15 protein-coding genes and 1 pseudogene are annotated in these 18224 nt (G+C 57.5%); 4 read left to right on the top strand and 12 right to left on the bottom strand.

Annotated features, from left to right (window positions below; all coding sequences use genetic code 11):
- Nucleotides 1-686: 686 nt before the first annotated feature.
- Nucleotides 687-1502, top strand: a pseudogene (locus tag ABI660_RS07690) (IS3 family transposase); the annotation flags it as partial.
- Nucleotides 1503-1602: 100 nt separating this feature from the next.
- Here the strand turns inward: ABI660_RS07690 and ABI660_RS07685 are convergent.
- Nucleotides 1603-2391, bottom strand: coding sequence for a reductive dehalogenase domain-containing protein (locus ABI660_RS07685; RefSeq protein WP_348066545.1), 789 nt, complete (start codon nucleotides 2389-2391; stop codon nucleotides 1603-1605).
- Nucleotides 2392-2844: 453 nt separating this feature from the next.
- Here ABI660_RS07685 and ABI660_RS07680 point away from each other — a divergent pair, with 453 nt between their 5' ends.
- Genes ABI660_RS07680 through ABI660_RS07670 form a run of 3 tightly spaced genes read left to right on the top strand, consistent with a single transcriptional unit; the run spans nucleotide 2845 to nucleotide 6337 of the window.
- Nucleotides 2845-4056 carry a cytochrome P450 gene (locus ABI660_RS07680; protein ID WP_348066543.1) on the top strand — a complete coding sequence of 404 codons (1212 nt, stop codon included), beginning with the start codon at nucleotides 2845-2847 and terminating at the stop codon, nucleotides 4054-4056.
- The gene (locus tag ABI660_RS07675; RefSeq protein WP_348066542.1) at nucleotides 4056-5696 is read left to right on the top strand and encodes a radical SAM protein; all 1641 of its coding nucleotides are present in this window, start codon (nucleotides 4056-4058) and stop codon (nucleotides 5694-5696) included. Before ABI660_RS07680 ends, ABI660_RS07675 begins: the two co-directional genes overlap by 1 nt.
- Nucleotides 5693-6337 carry a phosphatase PAP2 family protein gene (locus tag ABI660_RS07670; RefSeq protein ID WP_348066540.1) on the top strand — a complete coding sequence of 215 codons (645 nt, stop codon included), beginning with the start codon at nucleotides 5693-5695 and terminating at the stop codon, nucleotides 6335-6337. The genes ABI660_RS07675 and ABI660_RS07670 overlap by 4 nt, the downstream gene beginning before the upstream one ends.
- Here ABI660_RS07670 and ABI660_RS07665 read toward each other — a convergent pair.
- From ABI660_RS07665 to ABI660_RS07615, 11 genes are read right to left on the bottom strand one after another with little or no spacing between them, the layout of a single operon-like run.
- Complete coding sequence (locus ABI660_RS07665; protein WP_348066538.1) at nucleotides 6307-6909, bottom strand: nuclear transport factor 2 family protein; 603 nt, start codon at nucleotides 6907-6909, stop codon at nucleotides 6307-6309. The two genes, ABI660_RS07670 and ABI660_RS07665, sit on opposite strands and share 31 nt — an antisense overlap.
- Nucleotides 6909-7856: a fatty acid desaturase gene (locus ABI660_RS07660; protein WP_348066536.1), complete on the bottom strand. Its 948-nt coding sequence runs from the start codon at nucleotides 7854-7856 to the stop codon at nucleotides 6909-6911. The genes ABI660_RS07665 and ABI660_RS07660 overlap by 1 nt, the downstream gene beginning before the upstream one ends.
- Nucleotides 7857-7876: 20 nt before the next feature.
- Nucleotides 7877-8503: a nuclear transport factor 2 family protein gene (locus tag ABI660_RS07655; RefSeq protein ID WP_348066534.1), complete on the bottom strand. Its 627-nt coding sequence runs from the start codon at nucleotides 8501-8503 to the stop codon at nucleotides 7877-7879.
- A 40-nt stretch (nucleotides 8504-8543) separates the two neighbouring features.
- Entirely contained in the window at nucleotides 8544-9488 is a 945-nt protein-coding gene (locus tag ABI660_RS07650; RefSeq protein ID WP_348066532.1) for a hypothetical protein, read from the bottom strand.
- Between the two features lie 3 nt (nucleotides 9489-9491).
- A complete protein-coding gene (locus ABI660_RS07645) occupies nucleotides 9492-10316 on the bottom strand; it encodes a fatty acid desaturase (RefSeq protein WP_348066530.1) in 825 nt (274 codons plus the stop codon).
- A gap of 2 nt (nucleotides 10317-10318) precedes the next feature.
- Nucleotides 10319-13075, bottom strand: coding sequence for an FG-GAP-like repeat-containing protein (locus ABI660_RS07640; RefSeq protein ID WP_348066528.1), 2757 nt, complete (start codon nucleotides 13073-13075; stop codon nucleotides 10319-10321).
- A 12-nt stretch (nucleotides 13076-13087) separates the two neighbouring features.
- Nucleotides 13088-14197, bottom strand: coding sequence for a hypothetical protein (locus ABI660_RS07635; protein ID WP_348066526.1), 1110 nt, complete (start codon nucleotides 14195-14197; stop codon nucleotides 13088-13090).
- Entirely contained in the window at nucleotides 14194-15633 is a 1440-nt protein-coding gene (locus ABI660_RS07630; protein ID WP_348066524.1) for a GH3 auxin-responsive promoter family protein, read from the bottom strand. Before ABI660_RS07630 ends, ABI660_RS07635 begins: the two co-directional genes overlap by 4 nt.
- Nucleotides 15623-16366, bottom strand: a complete 744-nt coding sequence (locus tag ABI660_RS07625) for a hypothetical protein (RefSeq protein WP_348066522.1) — start codon at nucleotides 16364-16366, stop codon at nucleotides 15623-15625. The genes ABI660_RS07630 and ABI660_RS07625 overlap by 11 nt, the downstream gene beginning before the upstream one ends.
- Nucleotides 16329-16991 (bottom strand): hypothetical protein, encoded by a 663-nt coding sequence (locus ABI660_RS07620; protein WP_348066520.1) that lies wholly within the window; start codon nucleotides 16989-16991, stop codon nucleotides 16329-16331. The genes ABI660_RS07625 and ABI660_RS07620 overlap by 38 nt, the downstream gene beginning before the upstream one ends.
- Nucleotides 16972-18048, bottom strand: a complete 1077-nt coding sequence (locus ABI660_RS07615; RefSeq protein WP_348066518.1) for a Rieske 2Fe-2S domain-containing protein — start codon at nucleotides 18046-18048, stop codon at nucleotides 16972-16974. Before ABI660_RS07615 ends, ABI660_RS07620 begins: the two co-directional genes overlap by 20 nt.
- Between the last annotated feature and the right edge of the window lie 176 nt (nucleotides 18049-18224).

Raw genomic sequence — 18224 nt, 5'->3', positions numbered from 1 at the left:
GGTCCTCTCAATGTTTCGCTTGATTGAAGTGTCCTACAGCTGAATCAAAAGGTACACGAGTGATTGAGCCCGTCTGTCTACACCCAACTCACTGGGGTTTGCCGTCAATGGGGGCTTATGAATAATGTCAATATACCTCAACTCAGAGTATTGAGTTGAGATTTAATATGCATCATTTTGGACGCGAATGGCGTAAACAGGGGTTTTGCGAGAGGCGCGCGGTGCTCCATGAATTCTCTTGTGCTCCCCTGTGCTCCTCTGTGCTCCCATGTGCTCCAGGGGGTGATTGCAAAGAAGGGGTCTGAAACCCCAAGATTAGGCCGGTGCCTTCGGGGAGTGCTTAAGCGTCAAACCGATAGTCATTCGGTAATGAATTTAAGGCTTTCGAAACAGCTTGCTGTGAAATGCCGCATCGTTGGCTGATCTCGTTCTGCGTAAATCCAGCTGTTCGCAGGGTGACGATGAATTTCTTTACATCGCTCACCTTGTGCCGTGAGAGTTGGTAGGCATGATTTCTCAACTGTGCTTGTTCATCTGGGTAAAGCAACCTTTGCTTGATGACCGCCAGATAAAAGTCGTCTACCGCAGCATTGCCCGATGAGGCAAGTCGCTTGGAAATGCTCGTGCTTTGGTACGTGAGGCGACGGGCTTCGAGTTGAAATTTCCCCTCAGATCGCTTCGCACGTCTGTACTCTGCATTCCAGCTGGCGCGCAGTTCGTACTTCTACCATCGAGCCCGTGTAAAGGTGGCAGACAAGTACCTTGCGGTGCGGCAAACCCTCACCGACATCTTCGAGCTGAACCACCGCTGTTACGGCTACCGCAGGCTGCAGGCTTCGCTGACCAGGCAGTGCGTCACCCTCTCCGAGAAGGTCGTGCAGCGGTTGATGAAACAAGAAAGCCTGGTCGTTGCCAAGCCTAAGCGGCGTCGGTACGGCTCCTACCTGGGCGAAATCAGCCCGGCGCCTGAGAACCTCATCAATCGCGACTTCCACGCAGCGGCCCCGAACGAGAAGTGGCTCACCGACATCACAGAGTTCCAGATCCCGGCCGGCAAGGTGTACCTATCGCCCATCATCGACTGCTTCGATGGCCTGGTCATCAGCTGGACCATTGGGACGCATCCCGACGCTGAGCTCGTCAACACGATGCTGGATGCAGCCATCCAGACGGTGGCCGGCGGCAATGACCGACCCGTCGTCCATTCTGATCGTGGAGCACACTATCGCTGGCCCGGTTGGCTAGCGCGGATCGATCAGGCCAAGTTGATTCGCTCGATGTCGCGCAAGGGGTGTTCGCCTGACAACGCTGCATGCGAAGGCTTCCTCGGACGGCTGAAAACAGAACTGTTCTATCCTCGGGACTGGAAGACCACAACCATTGAGCAGTTCATTCAGGTCTTAGACTCCTACATCCGCTGGTACAACGAGAAGCGGATCAAGATCTCTCTTGGTTCTCTCAGCCCCATCGAATACCGAAAGAGCCTTGGACTTACGGCATAAACCAGTCCAAGTTTATATCCGCACCCCCTTATGAGGTTCTTTTGAATGGTGCGGGCTCGCAGCCGTCGGACGCAGCCAGCATTTTCGTTATCACGGACTGCTACTTTCTACAAGAGGCTTCGATGGACGGCGTGCCGCCATCTTTTCGACCAGATTCAATGCGACGCCAGGCCTGCTCCATGGACACGTGACAACACCAAATGCCGCAACCCATGGCTTCATTGAAATAGGGAAGGCACTTGTCAAAGTCGACATACCACTTTTGCGCGCCGCGGACCAGCTGTTTTGACGCGAAGATGGCATCTGGCGGGCAGGCGTCCACGCAGACACGGCAATTCACACAAAAGTCATCGGCGCCAAAGGTGTCCGATCGATCCGCCACCAGCGGAATATCGGTCAATACGCAGGCCAGCCGAAAGCTGGAACCAAATTGCCGGTTGATGATGGAGCCATGTTTACCAAGTTCGCCAAAGCCGCATGCCAACGCGGGTGGAATTAGAACCATGGGACCGGCCATGGGACCACCGTGCGGTTGAGCCTCGTGACCATGTTCGCGAATGAGAGAAGCAATGCCCTTGGCGATGCGACTTCCGCGACCGTACTGGCGCACCACCTCTGCCGCGGCATATGAAGCAGGAGCCGTCTTCATCGCATCAAATGAATGGGCTACGCCGATCATGATGATCCAACGCTGCGTGACCGTATGGCCCTCGAAAATCCACTCCTCCCGCATCGGCGTGATGCCAAACAGGTCAGCGCCTAGTTCTGTGGCGGCTTGCTGCAGCTTGGCGACCCATTCCCAATCCTGTAACGCCACGGTCTGCTGCGCCAGAGGCGCCAATGGGGTATCCAGAATCGCCTGGCGTTGCGCTCTGGCGCTGGCCAGCACGGGGTTGTCTGCGCTGCGCGCATAGAACCACCGTTGCAGGGGGCCGTGCGGCGTGCTGTTCGGGTCGTGCCAATAGATGGGGCGGGGGCGCTCGGCAGTTGCCTCACCCAGACCATTGATGGTATTGCCAGACACCGTGGGCCACAACGCCATTTGCGCAGGATCAGGGGTGAATGTGTGTTTCGCTTTCGACATGCTCTTGATTCTCCCTCCTTGAAGCAAATATCTCCCGTGCTCAGGGCTGCTTCACCATGGGACAAACCCATGGATACAGAATCAAGCTGCCCGTAGAATGCGCAAACCTTGGTTCTTCACGATAACACTTATTTTGCGGGTTCGCGACATGCATAAGGACACTATCTGAACGCCGACCTGTTCGGCCCGCTTGGAAACGCGCTGGCGTGGTTGCGCTCACCCTACGCGCTGCTGGATCGTTCGCTGGAGCGCGGAGAATTGACACTGCGTCTGCGCCTCCCCGTGATGGGCGATTGTCTGGTCACTGGCGATCCAACACTGGTTGCCGAGATCACGAAGAATCGCGATCTCATAGGTGGTCGCGGGACCGAGGCCTTGCGACCGGTCGTCGGCCAACACAGCCTGATAGCCATTGAAGGCGAGCGCCACCAGGCGCACCGCAAGGCCCTATTGCCGCATTTCTTCTACGGAGACCTGTCGCGCTACGACACACTCACGCGCAAATGGGCTTGCCAGGCATTGCAAGAGATATCGCAAGGCCAGACATTCGAGGGCAGTCGCTTGGTCAGCACCATCACGCTCAATGCCATGGTGGAAATCCTCTTTGGTGCATTGAACACCGAACAACACCAGGCAATGGTGTCGCACATCCAAACCTGGCTGGCATCGTTTCGCAATCCGGCCGTTCTGTTTTTGAAGCCCTTGCATGTGAATCTGGGCGCCTGGTCGGGCTGGGGCCGTTTTTTGATCAACCGAGAAAAGGTGCACACCTTTATCCGAGAGCAAATGACCCGCAAGGCAGCCCACGCCGTCGACGGTGGTGTATTGGGCGCGCTATTGCGTGCCCGCATGGCAGGCGACCATGCACTGACGGATGACGAAATCATCTCCGAGACCGTGACTTTTCTGCTATTCGGCCACGACACCAGCGCTGAGGCCATGGGCTGGGTCTTTCACCATCTGTGGAACCATGCCGACGCCCTGGCCGCGGTGCAGAACGAGGTCAGCACCCTGACCAACGCCCATGCAGAAGTACTGCCGGAAAACTTGCCGTTGCTGCAGTCGGCGATTCAGGAAAGTTTGCGGCTGTGTCCGGTCGTGGTTCACTTGACCAGGCACGCTACAGCCAACACGGCGGTCGGCGAGCACGTCGTGCACGCTGGCACCAGGGTCTTGCCATGCCAGTATTTGGCGCATCGCAATCCGGCAGTCTTTGAGCAAGCTACGCAATACCAACCGACACGGTTTCTCAACCCCAAGCCAGAATGGCGCCATGCCTATTTTCCGTTCGGTCTGGGTCAAAGGTTGTGCGCGGGCATGCCCATGGCCCAACGGCAAATGACTTTGATTGCGGCCACGCTGTTGACACATAGCCAAATGGAGACGGTAGAGCCGGAAAAAGTCAGACCGGTGCGAAAAATGGTTCTCATCGTGCCCTCGGGTGGGCCCACGCTGCGCAGGGTGCGATGATGCAAAAAGTATTGGTTGTGACTGGTGGCCTGCTCAATGAGAAGGAAACTTCTGTGCTGCGCGCCTTGCGCAAGCAGTCGCTGCAATGGCGCGCCGCACAGGCCGCTTGGCTGGATTTGAAAATCAAGCTGGTGATGGCCGAGCCCATGATCGCTGGTCAAGTCGAGCGCCTGCTCAGCAGGCGACGTCTGTCGCCTTTGGTTCGCGAATATTTCGCCAACACAGAAAATCTGTCAGCGCCGGAACTGACCGAGGTGGTGTTGCTGACCCTGTTGGCGCAAGAAGGCATGGCCTATGGCGCCGTCACTGTTGATGAGATATTTGCCAATACAGAACAGGCAAGATCCTTGTTGGCAGAATGCTGTTGTGTCTTTCTATCGGCGACGCTATTGCGCGATTTGAGCGAGGTAGAGCCACTGGTCAAACGCCTCAAGCGTGCGCACAATCGGGTGGTCATCGGCGGCGCTCTGGGTGGCACCTTGGTGCACGATTGGGCTGGCATGCCGGAAGTCGACATTTTGGCGGTAGGCTATGGCGAAATGCTGGTACCGACCTTGGTACGCTATATCCGCTCAGGCTTTGCGACACTGGTGGCACCGGTATCGGGTAGTGTGGAGACGCGCGCAAGCACCCATATCTTGCGCAGCGGCGTACCCAATGGCAGCGACCTGGACTTTCTACCCACCCCAGACTGGGCACAAGCCGAACGAGACCACGGTAGAAAATTCCCCATGGTCTATTACGAAAGCGTACGCGGCTGCCCGTACCGCTGCAACTTTTGCAATTATCCCTATTTGTTCGATGACACACGGTTTCGCTACAAAAGTGCAAAAAAAATCGCTGATGACTGGCAACGCTATCGCGAGGAAACTGGTGCGCAATATGTGACCTGCCTGGACTCGCTGTTCACCATGCCCAGGCGTCGGCTGGTTGAACTCTGCGGTGAACTGGTGAAACGCCAGCTTGGACTCAAATGGATCTGCTATGCCCGCGCCGACGATCTGGCCCACCCGGAGATTGCCGCCATGATGAAAGAGGCCGGCGCGCACCAAGTGCAGATTGGTGTGGAATCGGGCGACCAAGGGTTGCTCGACAACATGGACAAGCAGTGCACGGTGGAGGCCAATCACCAAGCATTGGTCAATTGTCGCGCTGTGGGATTAACCAGTGTGGTTTCACTGATTGTCGGCTTCCCGGGCGAAACGCGAAAGACCATGGACACCACCTTGGCGTTTCTGGCCGCCACGCCGCCCGATTTCTATTTTTTGGCCACCTTTAGCACACGTGTTGCCGGTGTTCCGATTCTCAGCAGTTTCAACCGTGACCGCTTCCATTTACGCACGGATAGCAACCCCCACACCGTAGCGCCCTATTGGGAGCATGCGACGATGTCGGCCGCAGACGTGGGCAACCATGTACGCCATCTGCATCAACGCATCATGGCCGAGAAAATTTCACTGAATGCGCCACTCTTCTACGCCGGTCTTTTGGGGTATAGACCAGAGCAGCGTAGCGACCTGCTGGATTTTCAGCACCGCGTCGCAACGCGGCACCCTGTGGTTACACAATCGATGAACCTCGCCAATGCCTGGCTGGACCGGCATTTGCGCCGCGACATGGCACGTTGGCGCGCGCAATGACGAAGAGCGCCCTTGCCACACCAGACAGGGCGAGCGCCCTGTTGTATGTGCGCCTGCTGGTGCAATTGAGCGTATTGTTTGTACTGGTCTATGGCGGCTGCAATTGGCTATCGGCACAACGTGAATCGACGTGGGGAATGTACACGCAGTGGGAACTGGCCATCCCATTTGTTCCGTCCATGGTCTTCGTTTACTTCTCCATTTCGGCGCTGTTCTGGCTTCCGATGTTCTGCCTGAGCCCAGCACAAATGCGCGCCTTAGCCCGAGTATTTGCGCTGGCCACCGTCATCGGCGGCATCTGTTTCTTGCTGATGCCGGGCCACTTGGGCCACACCCGCCCTACGACCGTTCCCGACTTTGCAGCAGTCTATGCAGCGATGTACCAATTGGACCTTAGCCACAACCTGGTGCCGTCCTTGCACATTGCGTACAGCAGCCTGATTGTGTGGGTTATCGCCAGTGCCTTGGCCGGCTGCGCACAGGGTCGACTTTGGACCCTGCTACTGCAGGTTTGGTTGGCGTTGATTGTGGCCTCCGTGTTGCTGGTGCATCAACATCATCTTCTGGACGTGCTGGCAGGCCTGGCGCTGGGCCGCTACTGCTACAACCGCTATCTGAATCTAACCCGCCAGCGCATGTAAAGAACACCGGTCAACAGTCCGCACACCAAGCCTATGCCAGAGGCAACGATGACACTAAAGCGCGCAGCGTTGAGCAAGGGGTTGTCAAACAGATTGAAGGAGAAATGCAGGCTGGCTATTCTCCACTCCCCATCCTGGCGCACCAGGGTAGCCGACCAAGGTGTCACGATGGCTAGCCGCATGCCGCCCTGGAACTCGTACGCATCGTCAGACGTTCCGTGGGCCATGGCCACGGCTCCATGGATGATGGGCGCCCCGTCCTGTATCACCCGAGTGTGCATGCCCGTCAGAGCTGGCCCGGCTGCACCCAGCATCCTGTTCACATAGGCATCCACTGCGGCCTTGCCGACCAGCGTCTCGCCGTTCTTGGACAGCATGACGACACCGTCGGTGGCGTGGCGCAATAGGCGCTGGATATCCCGGGTATTGGTGGCTTCTTCGATTTCACGCAACAAGGCATGGATACGCGCAACGTCGGGCGCCTGGTCTTCTGGCACGGCCGATGCGCCGGTACTGCCCAGGAAGGCTAGCAGTACCATGCAAACCCACGAACGGGCGAACGCCATGCCCATCAAACTGGTGTCTGGTACATGCTGTGGGGAACAGCCGTAGTATTCGGCAGACGCTCGGGCGAGGGCTCACGCGTCGGCACGGGCCCTCCCCACATGCGCGCATACTGCCGCCAAAAACCAACGGGCGCCACGCTGCGCCGGCCTTCTTCTGCCAAAGCTGTCCACGGCAACCACGGTTTTTGGTGGTGCACCAGGTCCCAATTGCCTTTGAGCAACAGCCACGACATCGGCGCGCTGACACGCAGATTCAAGGCCCCGTTGACGACGTCGCGCGGTGTGAAGGCATGGGTCACATACTGTCTTGTTGACCAGTTGAAAGCGAAACAGGCGTACATCAACAAGACGCTCTGCCATTTCAAACCCAACAACCCGAACATCGCAACCCAGAATCCTATCAGCAGCAACACTTCGACGCGAATACGACCCACTCCCTTTTTCTGAAAATCGTCGAACAGCACGGCCGTGGTCCGCGCCTTGCGAAAGGGTGCGGTCTTGAGCAGCGCCGGCCAAGTGGCCAGGATGACCATGCCCACCGGAATGATGGGCCAAAAAAAACCCGTGAGCAGTCCGTACCATTGGCCTAGTTTAAGGAACATGTTGTCGCCCGGGTAATACAGGTCAAACATCTCATGGTCTGTGCGGTTGCAGCAGTGGTGCACAGTGTGGGTCACCTTGATCATGGAAAAGGGTATTGGAAACAGAAAGGCAGTGACAACGCCCAGCCATTGGTTGCAACGGGCATTGGGATGCAAGTTGTCGTGCGTGGCTTCGTGAATCAGCGCGTAATTGGTGAGCAACACAAACGAAAAGGCGATGCCCAGCAGTAGCGTTACTTCCAGGTTTGCCCGTGATCCCAGCCATAGCAACGACAACGCCGCGGCATAGACGGTGACGATGATCGCCAGGTTCATCCATGGCCGGATCGCCACTTTGTCAGCGTTGTTCACGCGGAACTGCGGCACCGCATTCATTTCTTGCGTGTCAGCCGCAGCCCAAGCCAAGCCAGCAGCAGACCGGCCGCAAATGCCGCAGCGCCAGCAATCCAGATCAATCGCTCGGCACTGTTGAGCAGCGCGTTGTCAAACAGGTTGGTTGAAAAATGCAGTGCCGCCACTTTCCACTGCCCATCGGTCTTGGTGACCGTCGTACTCCAGGCCGCCTTCAACTGAAAACTTAATCCATCCGACAGCTCATAGGTATCGATGGTGGTTCCATACGCCACCGCACTGTCGGCGTAAAACACGGCGGGCCCACCCAAGGTCGCCTTGGTGCTGAATTTCTTCACGATAGGGGCTCCGCCCTTTAGCATTCGGTTGTAGTACGCGCGAATTTGCTCGGGGCCACGTGACACTTCGGCGTTTTGCCAGGTCACCACCGCGTCCGGCTGCATCTGTTTGATGGCAGCCTCCACGTCCAGATTGCTGATGGCTTTTTCCATCTGGTCCAGCAGCGTTCGCAATTGCAGCCGGTCTTCGACCCTGCCCACACTGGGATCGAGCACTGGCGCCGTCGCAGCCCAGGTCCACCCACAGGACACCAGCAGCGCACCCAGCAAAAAGTTGCGGGTCAGTTTCCCAATGCCAATTTGCCGCATAGTGCTCTCCTGTTGGAAGATGGTGAACTATAGCGAACGATCACTGCCGTCGCAAAAAACCGAAAAAGCGATACAACAACGGGGCTACCAATGGGCTGCGAAAGAAATGGTCACATCCCCACACAGGATAGCAGGGACCGTGCTCCAACATGGAATTGCGGCACAGCACCATGCCATCGTTGGGACCCAACTGGCTGATCGCCTGATAGCGGCTAATCAAGGAAGTCTGTATGTGGGCACCCAAGGGTACAGCGGAAAAATTGAACACTTGCATGCTCTTGGGCAGTTGAATGGGCACTTGCCAATACGGGTGGTCGGTGCGCATTTCTCGCAGCAACTCCGGGCCATTGCCAAACAGGCGGCAAATAGACCAGTATTTGAGGCGACGCCATGCTGTTGCGGTGTCGTAGTCGGCGATTTCACAGCCGCCGGCAATGCCACAGGCGTTCACCCAGCCACTCAACCGGTCAATGACCGGATGGTCCGGATGACGTTGCAGGAAGAGTCGAAAATCCGCGGTGCCCTTGCTGACCGTAAAAATCCATAGGTTGCGAGCCGTTTCGCGACTGAGCGCCTCGGCAATGATCTGCGCATTCACCGTGCTGGATGCAACACTGCGAATGGGCAGCGTTTCAACGGCAAAGCCACAGTGGCGCGCAATATCGGCCACCAACTTGGCGTCGGCACCGGTTTCCGGAAAGTGGCCATGGAACAAAGCGGGAATGATCAGGACCTTGGCATCCAATGGCGGATGTGATGTGTGAATCGGCTCGGCGTTCACGGCATCAATAAATGGGCGGTGCCCTGCCGATGCATGCAGCGCCTGGTACAACACCATGGTCGCGTAATCAAGGCCCTGCGCACGCGCCAAGTGGCACAGCTCTTGTTCGGTGGGCAAACGGCCAGCCAGTTCGGCAACGGTTGGCGCGACGTGAGTGGCCAATTGAATGTCATCAACCGGAGCGGATATGTACAGCTTGCCCATGAATCAACGCACGCCGGCGCGTGACCAACCAAAATGCAACAGGTAGACAACAATCGAGGCATGCGTCAGGTCATTGCCAGGCAGTCGCTGCGCAAGCGTGGCATGCAAGGCCGGCAGTTGGCTCCAATGCAGTGCGGGCTTGTAGTGGTGTGCACTGTGAAAACCATTGTTGAAAAACATCCAGTTCCCCCATTTTCCGGTGAAGTTTCGGGACTCTCCCAGTACGGAGCTTGGATCGCAACCATCGTGTTGCAACAAATTTACGCCCACCAACAGCGCCAGGCCCAGCAGCCAGGGCACAACGTTGTAGGCCAAAAATATCTGCCAGTCATGCAGGCACGCCAACGCCACGACGATGGCCAAAACAAGCTTTTCCAGTATCAGGCTGGCACGCATGGACTTCGGTAAACGCGGGGCATCTGCGCGTTGGCGCTGAATCATCATGTTGCCACTTGCCACGACGACGTAGCGCAACAAACGCCACCATCCCAGCCCCTGGCCTGCGAGTCGTGGACTGATCCAATCGTCTTCGGCACCTGCTTGCACATGGTGGTTCAGGTTATGCGGAACGATGACGCCGCTGGCACTGTGTCCACGCGCAAGACTCAAGGCCAGGTTGAAGCAAATATTCCACCTGCGATCCGTGAACACGGGCTGGTGCATGTGGTTGTGGTTGATGATGCTGGCAATGAAACAGGCCAGACTGGCGCACGCAATCCACGGCACAGCCAGGCCCGGTGTTGGCAGCCACGCGTGCGGCAACCCCAACAGCAGCAACGCCACCGTGACAAAAGCCAGGCTACGAACATCGGCACGGTGCTTGAGCATGCTCACTTCTTCTGTCCGACCGCGGCAAGCGTGTCTTGCGCGGCAATTTTCAGAGCATGGTATCGCCCAGGCTCCAGCGTCAGTTTTTGTGGCGTGGGGGCACCGCACCAATGAATCGAAAGGTTGACGACGCCACGGTAATCACTCAGGCCAAACAACAGGCGTCTATCACCTTGTGCCGAAAAACCGTTGGCAGCCAATACTTCACGCCATTGCTTATGCAGCGTCCCCTGGGCGGTGTATTCAATATCCACACGGGTGCCAATGGCGTCGCGGTTGCAGCTCTGGCCATCACCTGCCAGTGACAGGCCAATCCAGGATTTTGGCGCCGCGCCTGCAATGGACTGGTTGCGGTAAATGGATACCGGCGCGAACTGGTGGGTCACCAGCACGTCCAGTCTGCCACGGTTGTCGAGATCGACCAGCGCAATGCCACGCGAATTTCCCAGCTTGTCCCAGCCCACGCGTTGGGCGACGTCGACAAAGTAGCGCCCACGGTTCAGCTCCACCCGGTTGCGCTCAAACGGAAAAATACAGCGGCCGCGTAGGTCGGCCCAGCGGTCCGCATAGCCATGTACGTCGGGCCGCGTCAAGGCAATTTTGTCGTTCCAGTACCAGTAGTCAGGGCAGTCGGGGTAGATCTTGTCGTAGGCGTTGTCGACCATGCCATTGGCTTGCAAGATATCGACCCGACCATCCAGGTCCAGATCGCCGGCAGCCGCGCCCCAGCCAAAACGCTTTTCGTTGAGCACGTTTTTTTGCATGGCTTGGTCGACCCAACTGGACGCTGTGTCACCTTTGCCGTTGTTCATCCACAGCAGGCTGCCTTCGGCCTGCAATTTTTCATGAACATTGGACACGTAAATACCGGGTCGACCGCTGCCATCAAAATCGGCTACCGACACGTTCATGCCTTTGTAGGTGTCTCGGCCAATCTCTCCGGCGACGTTACCCTTGACCATGGCAAACGTGCCGTCGCGTTGGTTGATCAACAATTGGTCTGGTCCAAAGTCGTTGGCCGCATACAGGTCCGGCCAGCCATCCCCATTGAGGTCAGCCGCGCCTATGGCCGTGGTCCAGCGCTTTTCACCGCCCAGCCCCAAGGCCTGTGCATCGGCCTTTTCGAATCGCCCACCTTGGTTGCGAAACAGGACCATGCCGCCGCCGTTGTTGGCGCTGTGCCAATTGCGGTGCATGAAATTGAACATCCGTCGGTCCCCGGGGTACTCGGGCTGCGGCAGTTTGAAAATATTGAACGGTGTTGGCTTGGCATAGTCCGGCAACAGGGGGTTCAATGCATTGCCAATCACCACATCGAGTTTGCCCGATTGCCCAAAGTCCGCCACATTTGCGGCAACGCTGATGCCGTAGTCACCAAGCCCCATCGCATCGCTGACATCGACAAAGGATAAACGCCCATCTTCGACCAGGCGGTTTCGCAGCAGGCGTACCTTGCCATAGCCCACCAGTATCAGCAAGTCCTGATCGCCGTCATTGTCGTAGTCAAAGAAGATGGCCCCCGACGGCAGGCCGTGAATCTCAGGGTGGTCAAAGATGCCATCCAATGCAGGTATGGCGACGCGCTCAAACTGGTAGCTGCCAAGGTTGCGGTGCAGCGCCGCCCGGTCGCGCCCGTCCTTGAGCGGATAGGTCAGAAAAATATCCTGTAAGCCATCGTTGTCGACGTCCGCCACCGCCACCGCATCGCCCACCGACAGCACCCATTTCGCAATATGGGCAATGCGCGGGTCTACCGAATGCAGCACCTGCCCCGGCCGGGAGCTGATGCCAGCCTGCTCGGCAATGATTTCCTTGAATTCAAAATCCGGCAAAAAATCGCTGTCTTTGGCCAATAGGCCGTGAACGCCCAGCCAGGTAGCAGCCCCCATGCAGCCGACCATCGCCCAGCGTCTGTAGCTGAATGCCAACCGAACGCGCAAGGCGCCGACCCCATCGCGAATGGCCTGGCCGTGCGTCCACAGCAATCGCAGGCTTGCGCACAAAAACGCCGCATAGAAAAGTGTCGACAAGGTCTCGCGCAAATGCAGGAGAAAATCGACTGCAACAATGCAAAACGCCAGCAGCACCTGGCCGCGCCGCGTGGCAGGTGAAGTCTGTGGGTCCGTCACCATGAAAAAGGTGAATAGATAAAAAGGTGGTGAGGTCAGAGTTCCCAGAAACCAGGTTTCCATCGGCATATGCCAACGCGTGAACCAAGCACGCACGCACAGGCTGATGGCGTAGAACAGCAGGAACGAGCCAATCAGGGCAAAGCGTTGGATCCGAAACACGAAAAATAGTGCCAGCGTGACGATGAAGGCCGCAATGGCGTAGGAGCCACCCCATTGGTAGGCGGGTGAGTCGCTGATCAAGCCGTCGGTCAGCAACAAGCTGGCGACCACACCAAACAAGGCTGGGTTGTACAGATGGCGACCACGCCAGGTGAACACATACTTGGACGAGATCGCAAAAAATGCCGGCATTGCTGCCAGCCATAGACCGTGCGCATAGTTGACCAGAATACTCAGCCCCAACCCAGTGATCAGCGCACTGAACGGGAACAACGGTGGTTCTTGAGGGCGAAAAATGCGGTGGAAAACCATGTCAAGTAGAACCGCCGCAGCAACCGTGGTGCAAACTTGCAGTGGACTGCGGTTAAAGCCCAGCACCGTCATGCCCAACAGCACATAGGTCAACAAAATGGCAGCCACCGGAAGCCGTGGGTCGCGCCAATCAGGTACACGCAGCCAAGTTTTCATTGCAGCTTCCGTTCAGGCAAGCGCCATGTCCACATACGGAACCCTGGCGTCCAAAGCCATGATTTCCGTTGCGGCCTGAGGATAGCGCACGACGTAGAGGCGACCCGCGGCTGCAATAGCGCGGTAGCCATCGAGAACCTCAAGCAACGGATCACGTTCATGCAGTCCTATGATCGCATAGTGCCAGGGTCCGGTGCGCAATGCACGATACGCATGGCGCAACAGGCCAGCAAACAATGCGCAGTCATCTTCTGCCACTGCAACGCAGGAGAAGTACAAATAGGGCACTCTGTCGCCGGGTGCTGGCAAAGGTTTCAACGGCGTGAGCGCACTCAACACGTTGTACAGCGGGCGCAGCGCACGCAGACCGGGCGAGTAGCGCTCAATATGCGTTTGACGAATGCCCACTTGGTCCCAGGCGGCCAATGCGGCCACGATCTTCGGGCCACGGCGGGCGATGAAGAAATTGGAAAACGACAGATTCCGAAGACGACCCCCGGCTAGAAAGTCGGCCACCGCATAGCACGGTGCCAATTGTCTGCGCGCCATCTGCTGATTCAAAAAGGTCACAATGTCGTCGCCTTGCGCGTCGCTGCCGCGGCTGAATTCAACGCCAGGGACCTGTAAGACCCGTTTTGGCAGATCGAGGTGGAGTGCTGGCGTCAAAATTGCGCCGCTGTCGGTGTAGTCCGGCAATCCTGCGCGCGCACCTACTAGATTGCGTGTGGCTGCGTCATTGCCGGCAAAGATGATCGAATAGTAGAAAGGCAACGGATCGACTTCATGCAAAGCTTGCAAAAAATGGTAGCCACGCGCCAGCAGCGTCCCGCGCCTGTACTCTGGCGCACCCCGCAGGTCACTCAGATAGCCGATCTGGCACGCCGCGCCATTGACGAAGGCCATGGTCTTCAGTCGTGCGCCCATCCCGATGATGCGTCCGCTGGACTGCTCGGTGCATTTGATCACCTGCGCAAGGCTGCCCTGCAAGCTGCAACCCGCGAAGTAGGACGGTTCGCGGCGAAAGCTCACGGCAATGTCACCTTCCATCCAGTCTGCAGCCATGCGCGCACGCAGTTGTGCGTCGTCATCGGGCGTTGCCAGCGCGAAGGCAAAGCGGCTCATGGCCGGTACCAATCATCGTCGGGGCCTAGCGCGGGCAGCTTGATATCGCCGAGACGCTGGCCACGTGCCAACCCGCGTGCAAACCAGCGCGCAAGTGGTTGGCGGATACCAACCGGTGTCAGAGCCACCAACTGCCCCAGATTGCGCGCGTAGGCATATTGGGGATTGGCACACAGCGCTTGCTCAATCTGGTGCGTCAATGCCACGGCCGTCTGCTCCGGCACCTCATCGACATCGAGCAACAATGCGTATCCTGGCGTATTGCCCGGTGCGCAAACCGGGCGCAGCATCGCGAAGCGCAAGGCCAGCGGCGCCAATGCCCGGGCCACGAATTCGTCAACCAGCTTTTCGCCACACAAGTCACTCGACGTGTCACCGCGGCCAATGAACTCAATCATCGGCGTACGCCCGGCAAAGCCCGGAATTCTGACGCGGTCACCCAGCACATAGCGGTACAGGCCAGACGCGGTGCTCATCACCAACGTATAGTCGGCATCTTTCTCGACTTCGTGCGCGCGCAGCGCGCGGCCGCTCGCGTCGAGAAACTCCCAGAAGCCTGACTCTATTGCCAGCACCGGAAATTCAAAGCCCACCAGCGGAATCGAGACCAGCCCCTCGGTCGCCAGTAAGCCCTTGCCTTGCACAACGACGCCCGGAAACAAGTCTTGCAATGCCTGGGCTTGCGGCCGCGCGCTGGCCTGATCCCAGCAACTGATGACTTTCAGCTGGGGCCACAATGTTCTGTAGTCCAGCCCGGACCCCGCCAGGCGCAGCAACTCAGATAAAAAGGTCGGGCTCCAAACGGAAATCATGGTCAATTCCTTGCAGGCCATGAGATGCTCAACCGTCGCAGCCACCCATTGCGTAAAGTCAGCAATCGCACCGACTGTGGGCGGCACCGCCAGCGCGTCCAGCACCAAGGGTGCCAGTTCGGCGCCAAAATAGGCGGCGTCACTGGCCAGGCCCACCGGTACGCCCCCAGGGGTCGTTCGAGGGACGCGGCAGGCCGGTGAAATGGCCCAGTAGAACTTTCCCTGCCCAAGGACTGGGTACGACACCAACAAATCATCCAACCAAGGCAACAAGCCTTTGCGGAACGATGCCAGACCATCTTCTGTATAGGGCACCAACTTGGCGCCCCCGGAGCTGCCACCGGTTTCCTCAAATACCAGAACCGGGGCACTGGTCAAGACCGTTCGCTCTCCTTTTGCGACACGGTCCATCCAGGGTGCCAGATCGTCCCACTTCGAAATTGGCACGTTCTGCGCGTACTGACGGTAGTCCTCAATAGTCGCGAATTGGTGCCGCAAACCCCAGGCCGACTGTGCGTTGTTCACCACCAGTGTGGCAAGTTGGCGTGCTTGAACGGCCGCGGGATCATCCAGCAGATAACGAAATCGCGCAGCGTGACCCGCTACCACTTGACTAATGGACATCCAGTTGCGTCAGCGGGTGGGCCAGACCTGCCACAAAAGCGCGCCGTGCCAGTGAGCGCAGATTGCCGGCTTCAAGTTTGGTCAGACAGGCCAGTTCATCCCCCTTGTTGTAGTGCGGATTGCGCTCCAGAAAAAACTGGATTTCGGGTCGTTGGCGCAATCCTTCACGAATCCCAGCCCACTGCGGCTTCAAATGTCCGTGGGGGGACTGAAACCGAATCAGGCCGGACGCGGCGTCGTAGGCATCGCGAAATTTATGCCGTGCAATGGTATCCAACCGGGATTGCATCGCGTGCGGTGTCGGGGCCGTGTAACTGGGATAGTAGTCACGCGCAAACAAACTCAGATAGCGATAGGTGCGATAGCCTTTGGATATCAAAAACCAGTACAGTGGGTCAATGGAAAATGTGGCTTTGACGCGCCCGGCAAACTCACAAAACGCCAGCGACAACGCCTGTTCACCCCAACTGGCCTGGTCAATGATGGTGTCACCGGAAAAAACTACCATCTGACGCGCTCCGTCCGATTCCAGGCGCAGTAGTTCCAGCGTGGAAAAGCCCTGCAGTCCAGTGTCGCCATGCAGTTCAATGACATGGCTTTTGCCAGCCATATCCTGCTCGAAAAGACGGTCATCGGTTTGCGCGTAATACGCACGGTAGAGTGCATACATCGCAGCCACGTCCCGCGCGTTGAGTTCACACCGCTTGCGGATTGTCGCTTTGAGTTTTGTCATGAAGCCAACGAGGCACGAACCAGAATAGATAGGCAATCAGCAGTAGATTGACCGTTGTGGTGACGCCCAGCACCAGCGTATGCTGGCCATTATCCGGCACAAAATAGATGGCATGGTTGCCCTGCGTATGGAAGTTTGCCCGCATGTACCAAGCGTAATACATTTCCGGCAAAAACATCAGACCTGTCACCATGGCGTGCAAACCCAGGCGGCGTGTCGACGTCGGCTGATGCTGCCTTTCCCGGCCATACATTGATAAGGCCATTGCGCCCATCACCACAAGACAGATCACATCGTGGGCGATACCATACAGCGGCGACCAATTGTTATAAACATATAGCATCAAGCCTTCAATCACGCCGCGCGCCGCCATGAGACCCAGCAGCCAGGCAAACGGCAGCCGACATGCGTTGACCGTTTTTCCGTCCATCAGTATCAATGCTGGCAACAGCAACCAGAACAGAATCGCAAGCGCCAGCCAAACGGCCTTTGATAAAGCGATTTCCCCACCGATCAAGCCGGTGTGATTTTGCATGAGGTAGAAGCCCACGGTCAGCCCCGCGAGCAGTAGCAACACAATGCACACGGCCAGTCGTAGCGCCGATTCAGAGGAAAATTTCAACATCGCGTTCTTTTGCTTCCTGGGGTACTGGTTCACCACGGGACAGCGCGTGACGCCAGGCAACAATGTGGGGGCCGAGCAGATCTGCAGGGGTGCTACAAAATTCAGCTTTCCCAAAGCGTTGAATGTTTTGCGCCTGCAGGCGCAACATTTTGACATCCTGCCGAATGATCAAACGTGACAAGGGCTCAAAGAATAAGCGAACCACGAAACCAATCTTCTTATAGCGAAAACTGATGACGGTCGTAACCTGGGTCGCATTCGAATGGATGGGCGTACAAGAAGAGGTGATGGTGTAGTGCAGGCCACCCGGGAATGCATAGTCCACCTGACTGGTGTTGGGCGCAATGAAGCGATCGGTATGGCGCATGTTGCCTCGGGCAGGCGCCAGCGCCCACCAAACCAGGCTCTTTTCCCGTGGCTCTTCAAAATATTCCGCCTCCACCCCGTCCGCCAATGTGCGCACCACGCACTTGACGGGTTTCGCCGTCGGGGAACGAAACCAGTAGCGGTGCACAAACGTTGCATGGGGACAATCTAGAAAATTCTCCAGACAGGCCTCGACGCCCCCTTCAAACCGGGTGTGCATGACAAAGCTGGTCCAGCCAGGCTCCTTGTAATGGGGAAATAGAGGTGCACCGGCCCGTGGTGCGGGTTGTATCGCATTGGGCAACCAGACCCAGACAAAGCCTTGCTTCTCTTCAACGACGTAGTGAGCAACCCGAACGTGTGCTACTACAGCAGTTGTCGGCAATGCAGGTATGCGTGCCAACTCACCTTGCGCTGTGTACTCCCACCCGTGGTACGCGCAGCGCAGGCGCCCGTCACACACCTTGCCGGCGGACAAGGGGGCGTTGCGGTGTGCGCAGCGGTCGTCGAGCGCAGCGGGTTGGCCTTGTTCATCCCGAAAAAACACCAGTGAGTGAGCGGCAATCCTTAAGCCCAGTGGCGAGCGCTTCAATTCGAAAGATCGGCAGGCGATATACCAGCCGGCTGGCGTAGCCGGGGTCGCAGCGTTTGATAGGCTCGTTGGCTGGTCGGGATGGAGCTCAGACAGCATGCAAATTCGACTTTCGGATGACTAGTATGTTAGAAATGTAGCGGTTTGCCGGTATACGTTAGCGATAGCCCCTTATTTGCTGTGCAGCAAATAAGGTTTGCCATCGGCGACAGCTTTGGCAGAGTCTCAGGCGATCAGGGACGATTGCGCGATTCGGCTACTCGCGGCACGGTTAT

It is taken from the genome of Polaromonas sp. (genome assembly GCF_039930745.1).
GTDB lineage: Bacteria > Pseudomonadota > Gammaproteobacteria > Burkholderiales > Burkholderiaceae_C > Polaromonas.
The sequence above is the reverse complement of the archived record's forward strand: the minus strand, read 5'-3'. Positions and strand labels throughout refer to the sequence as shown.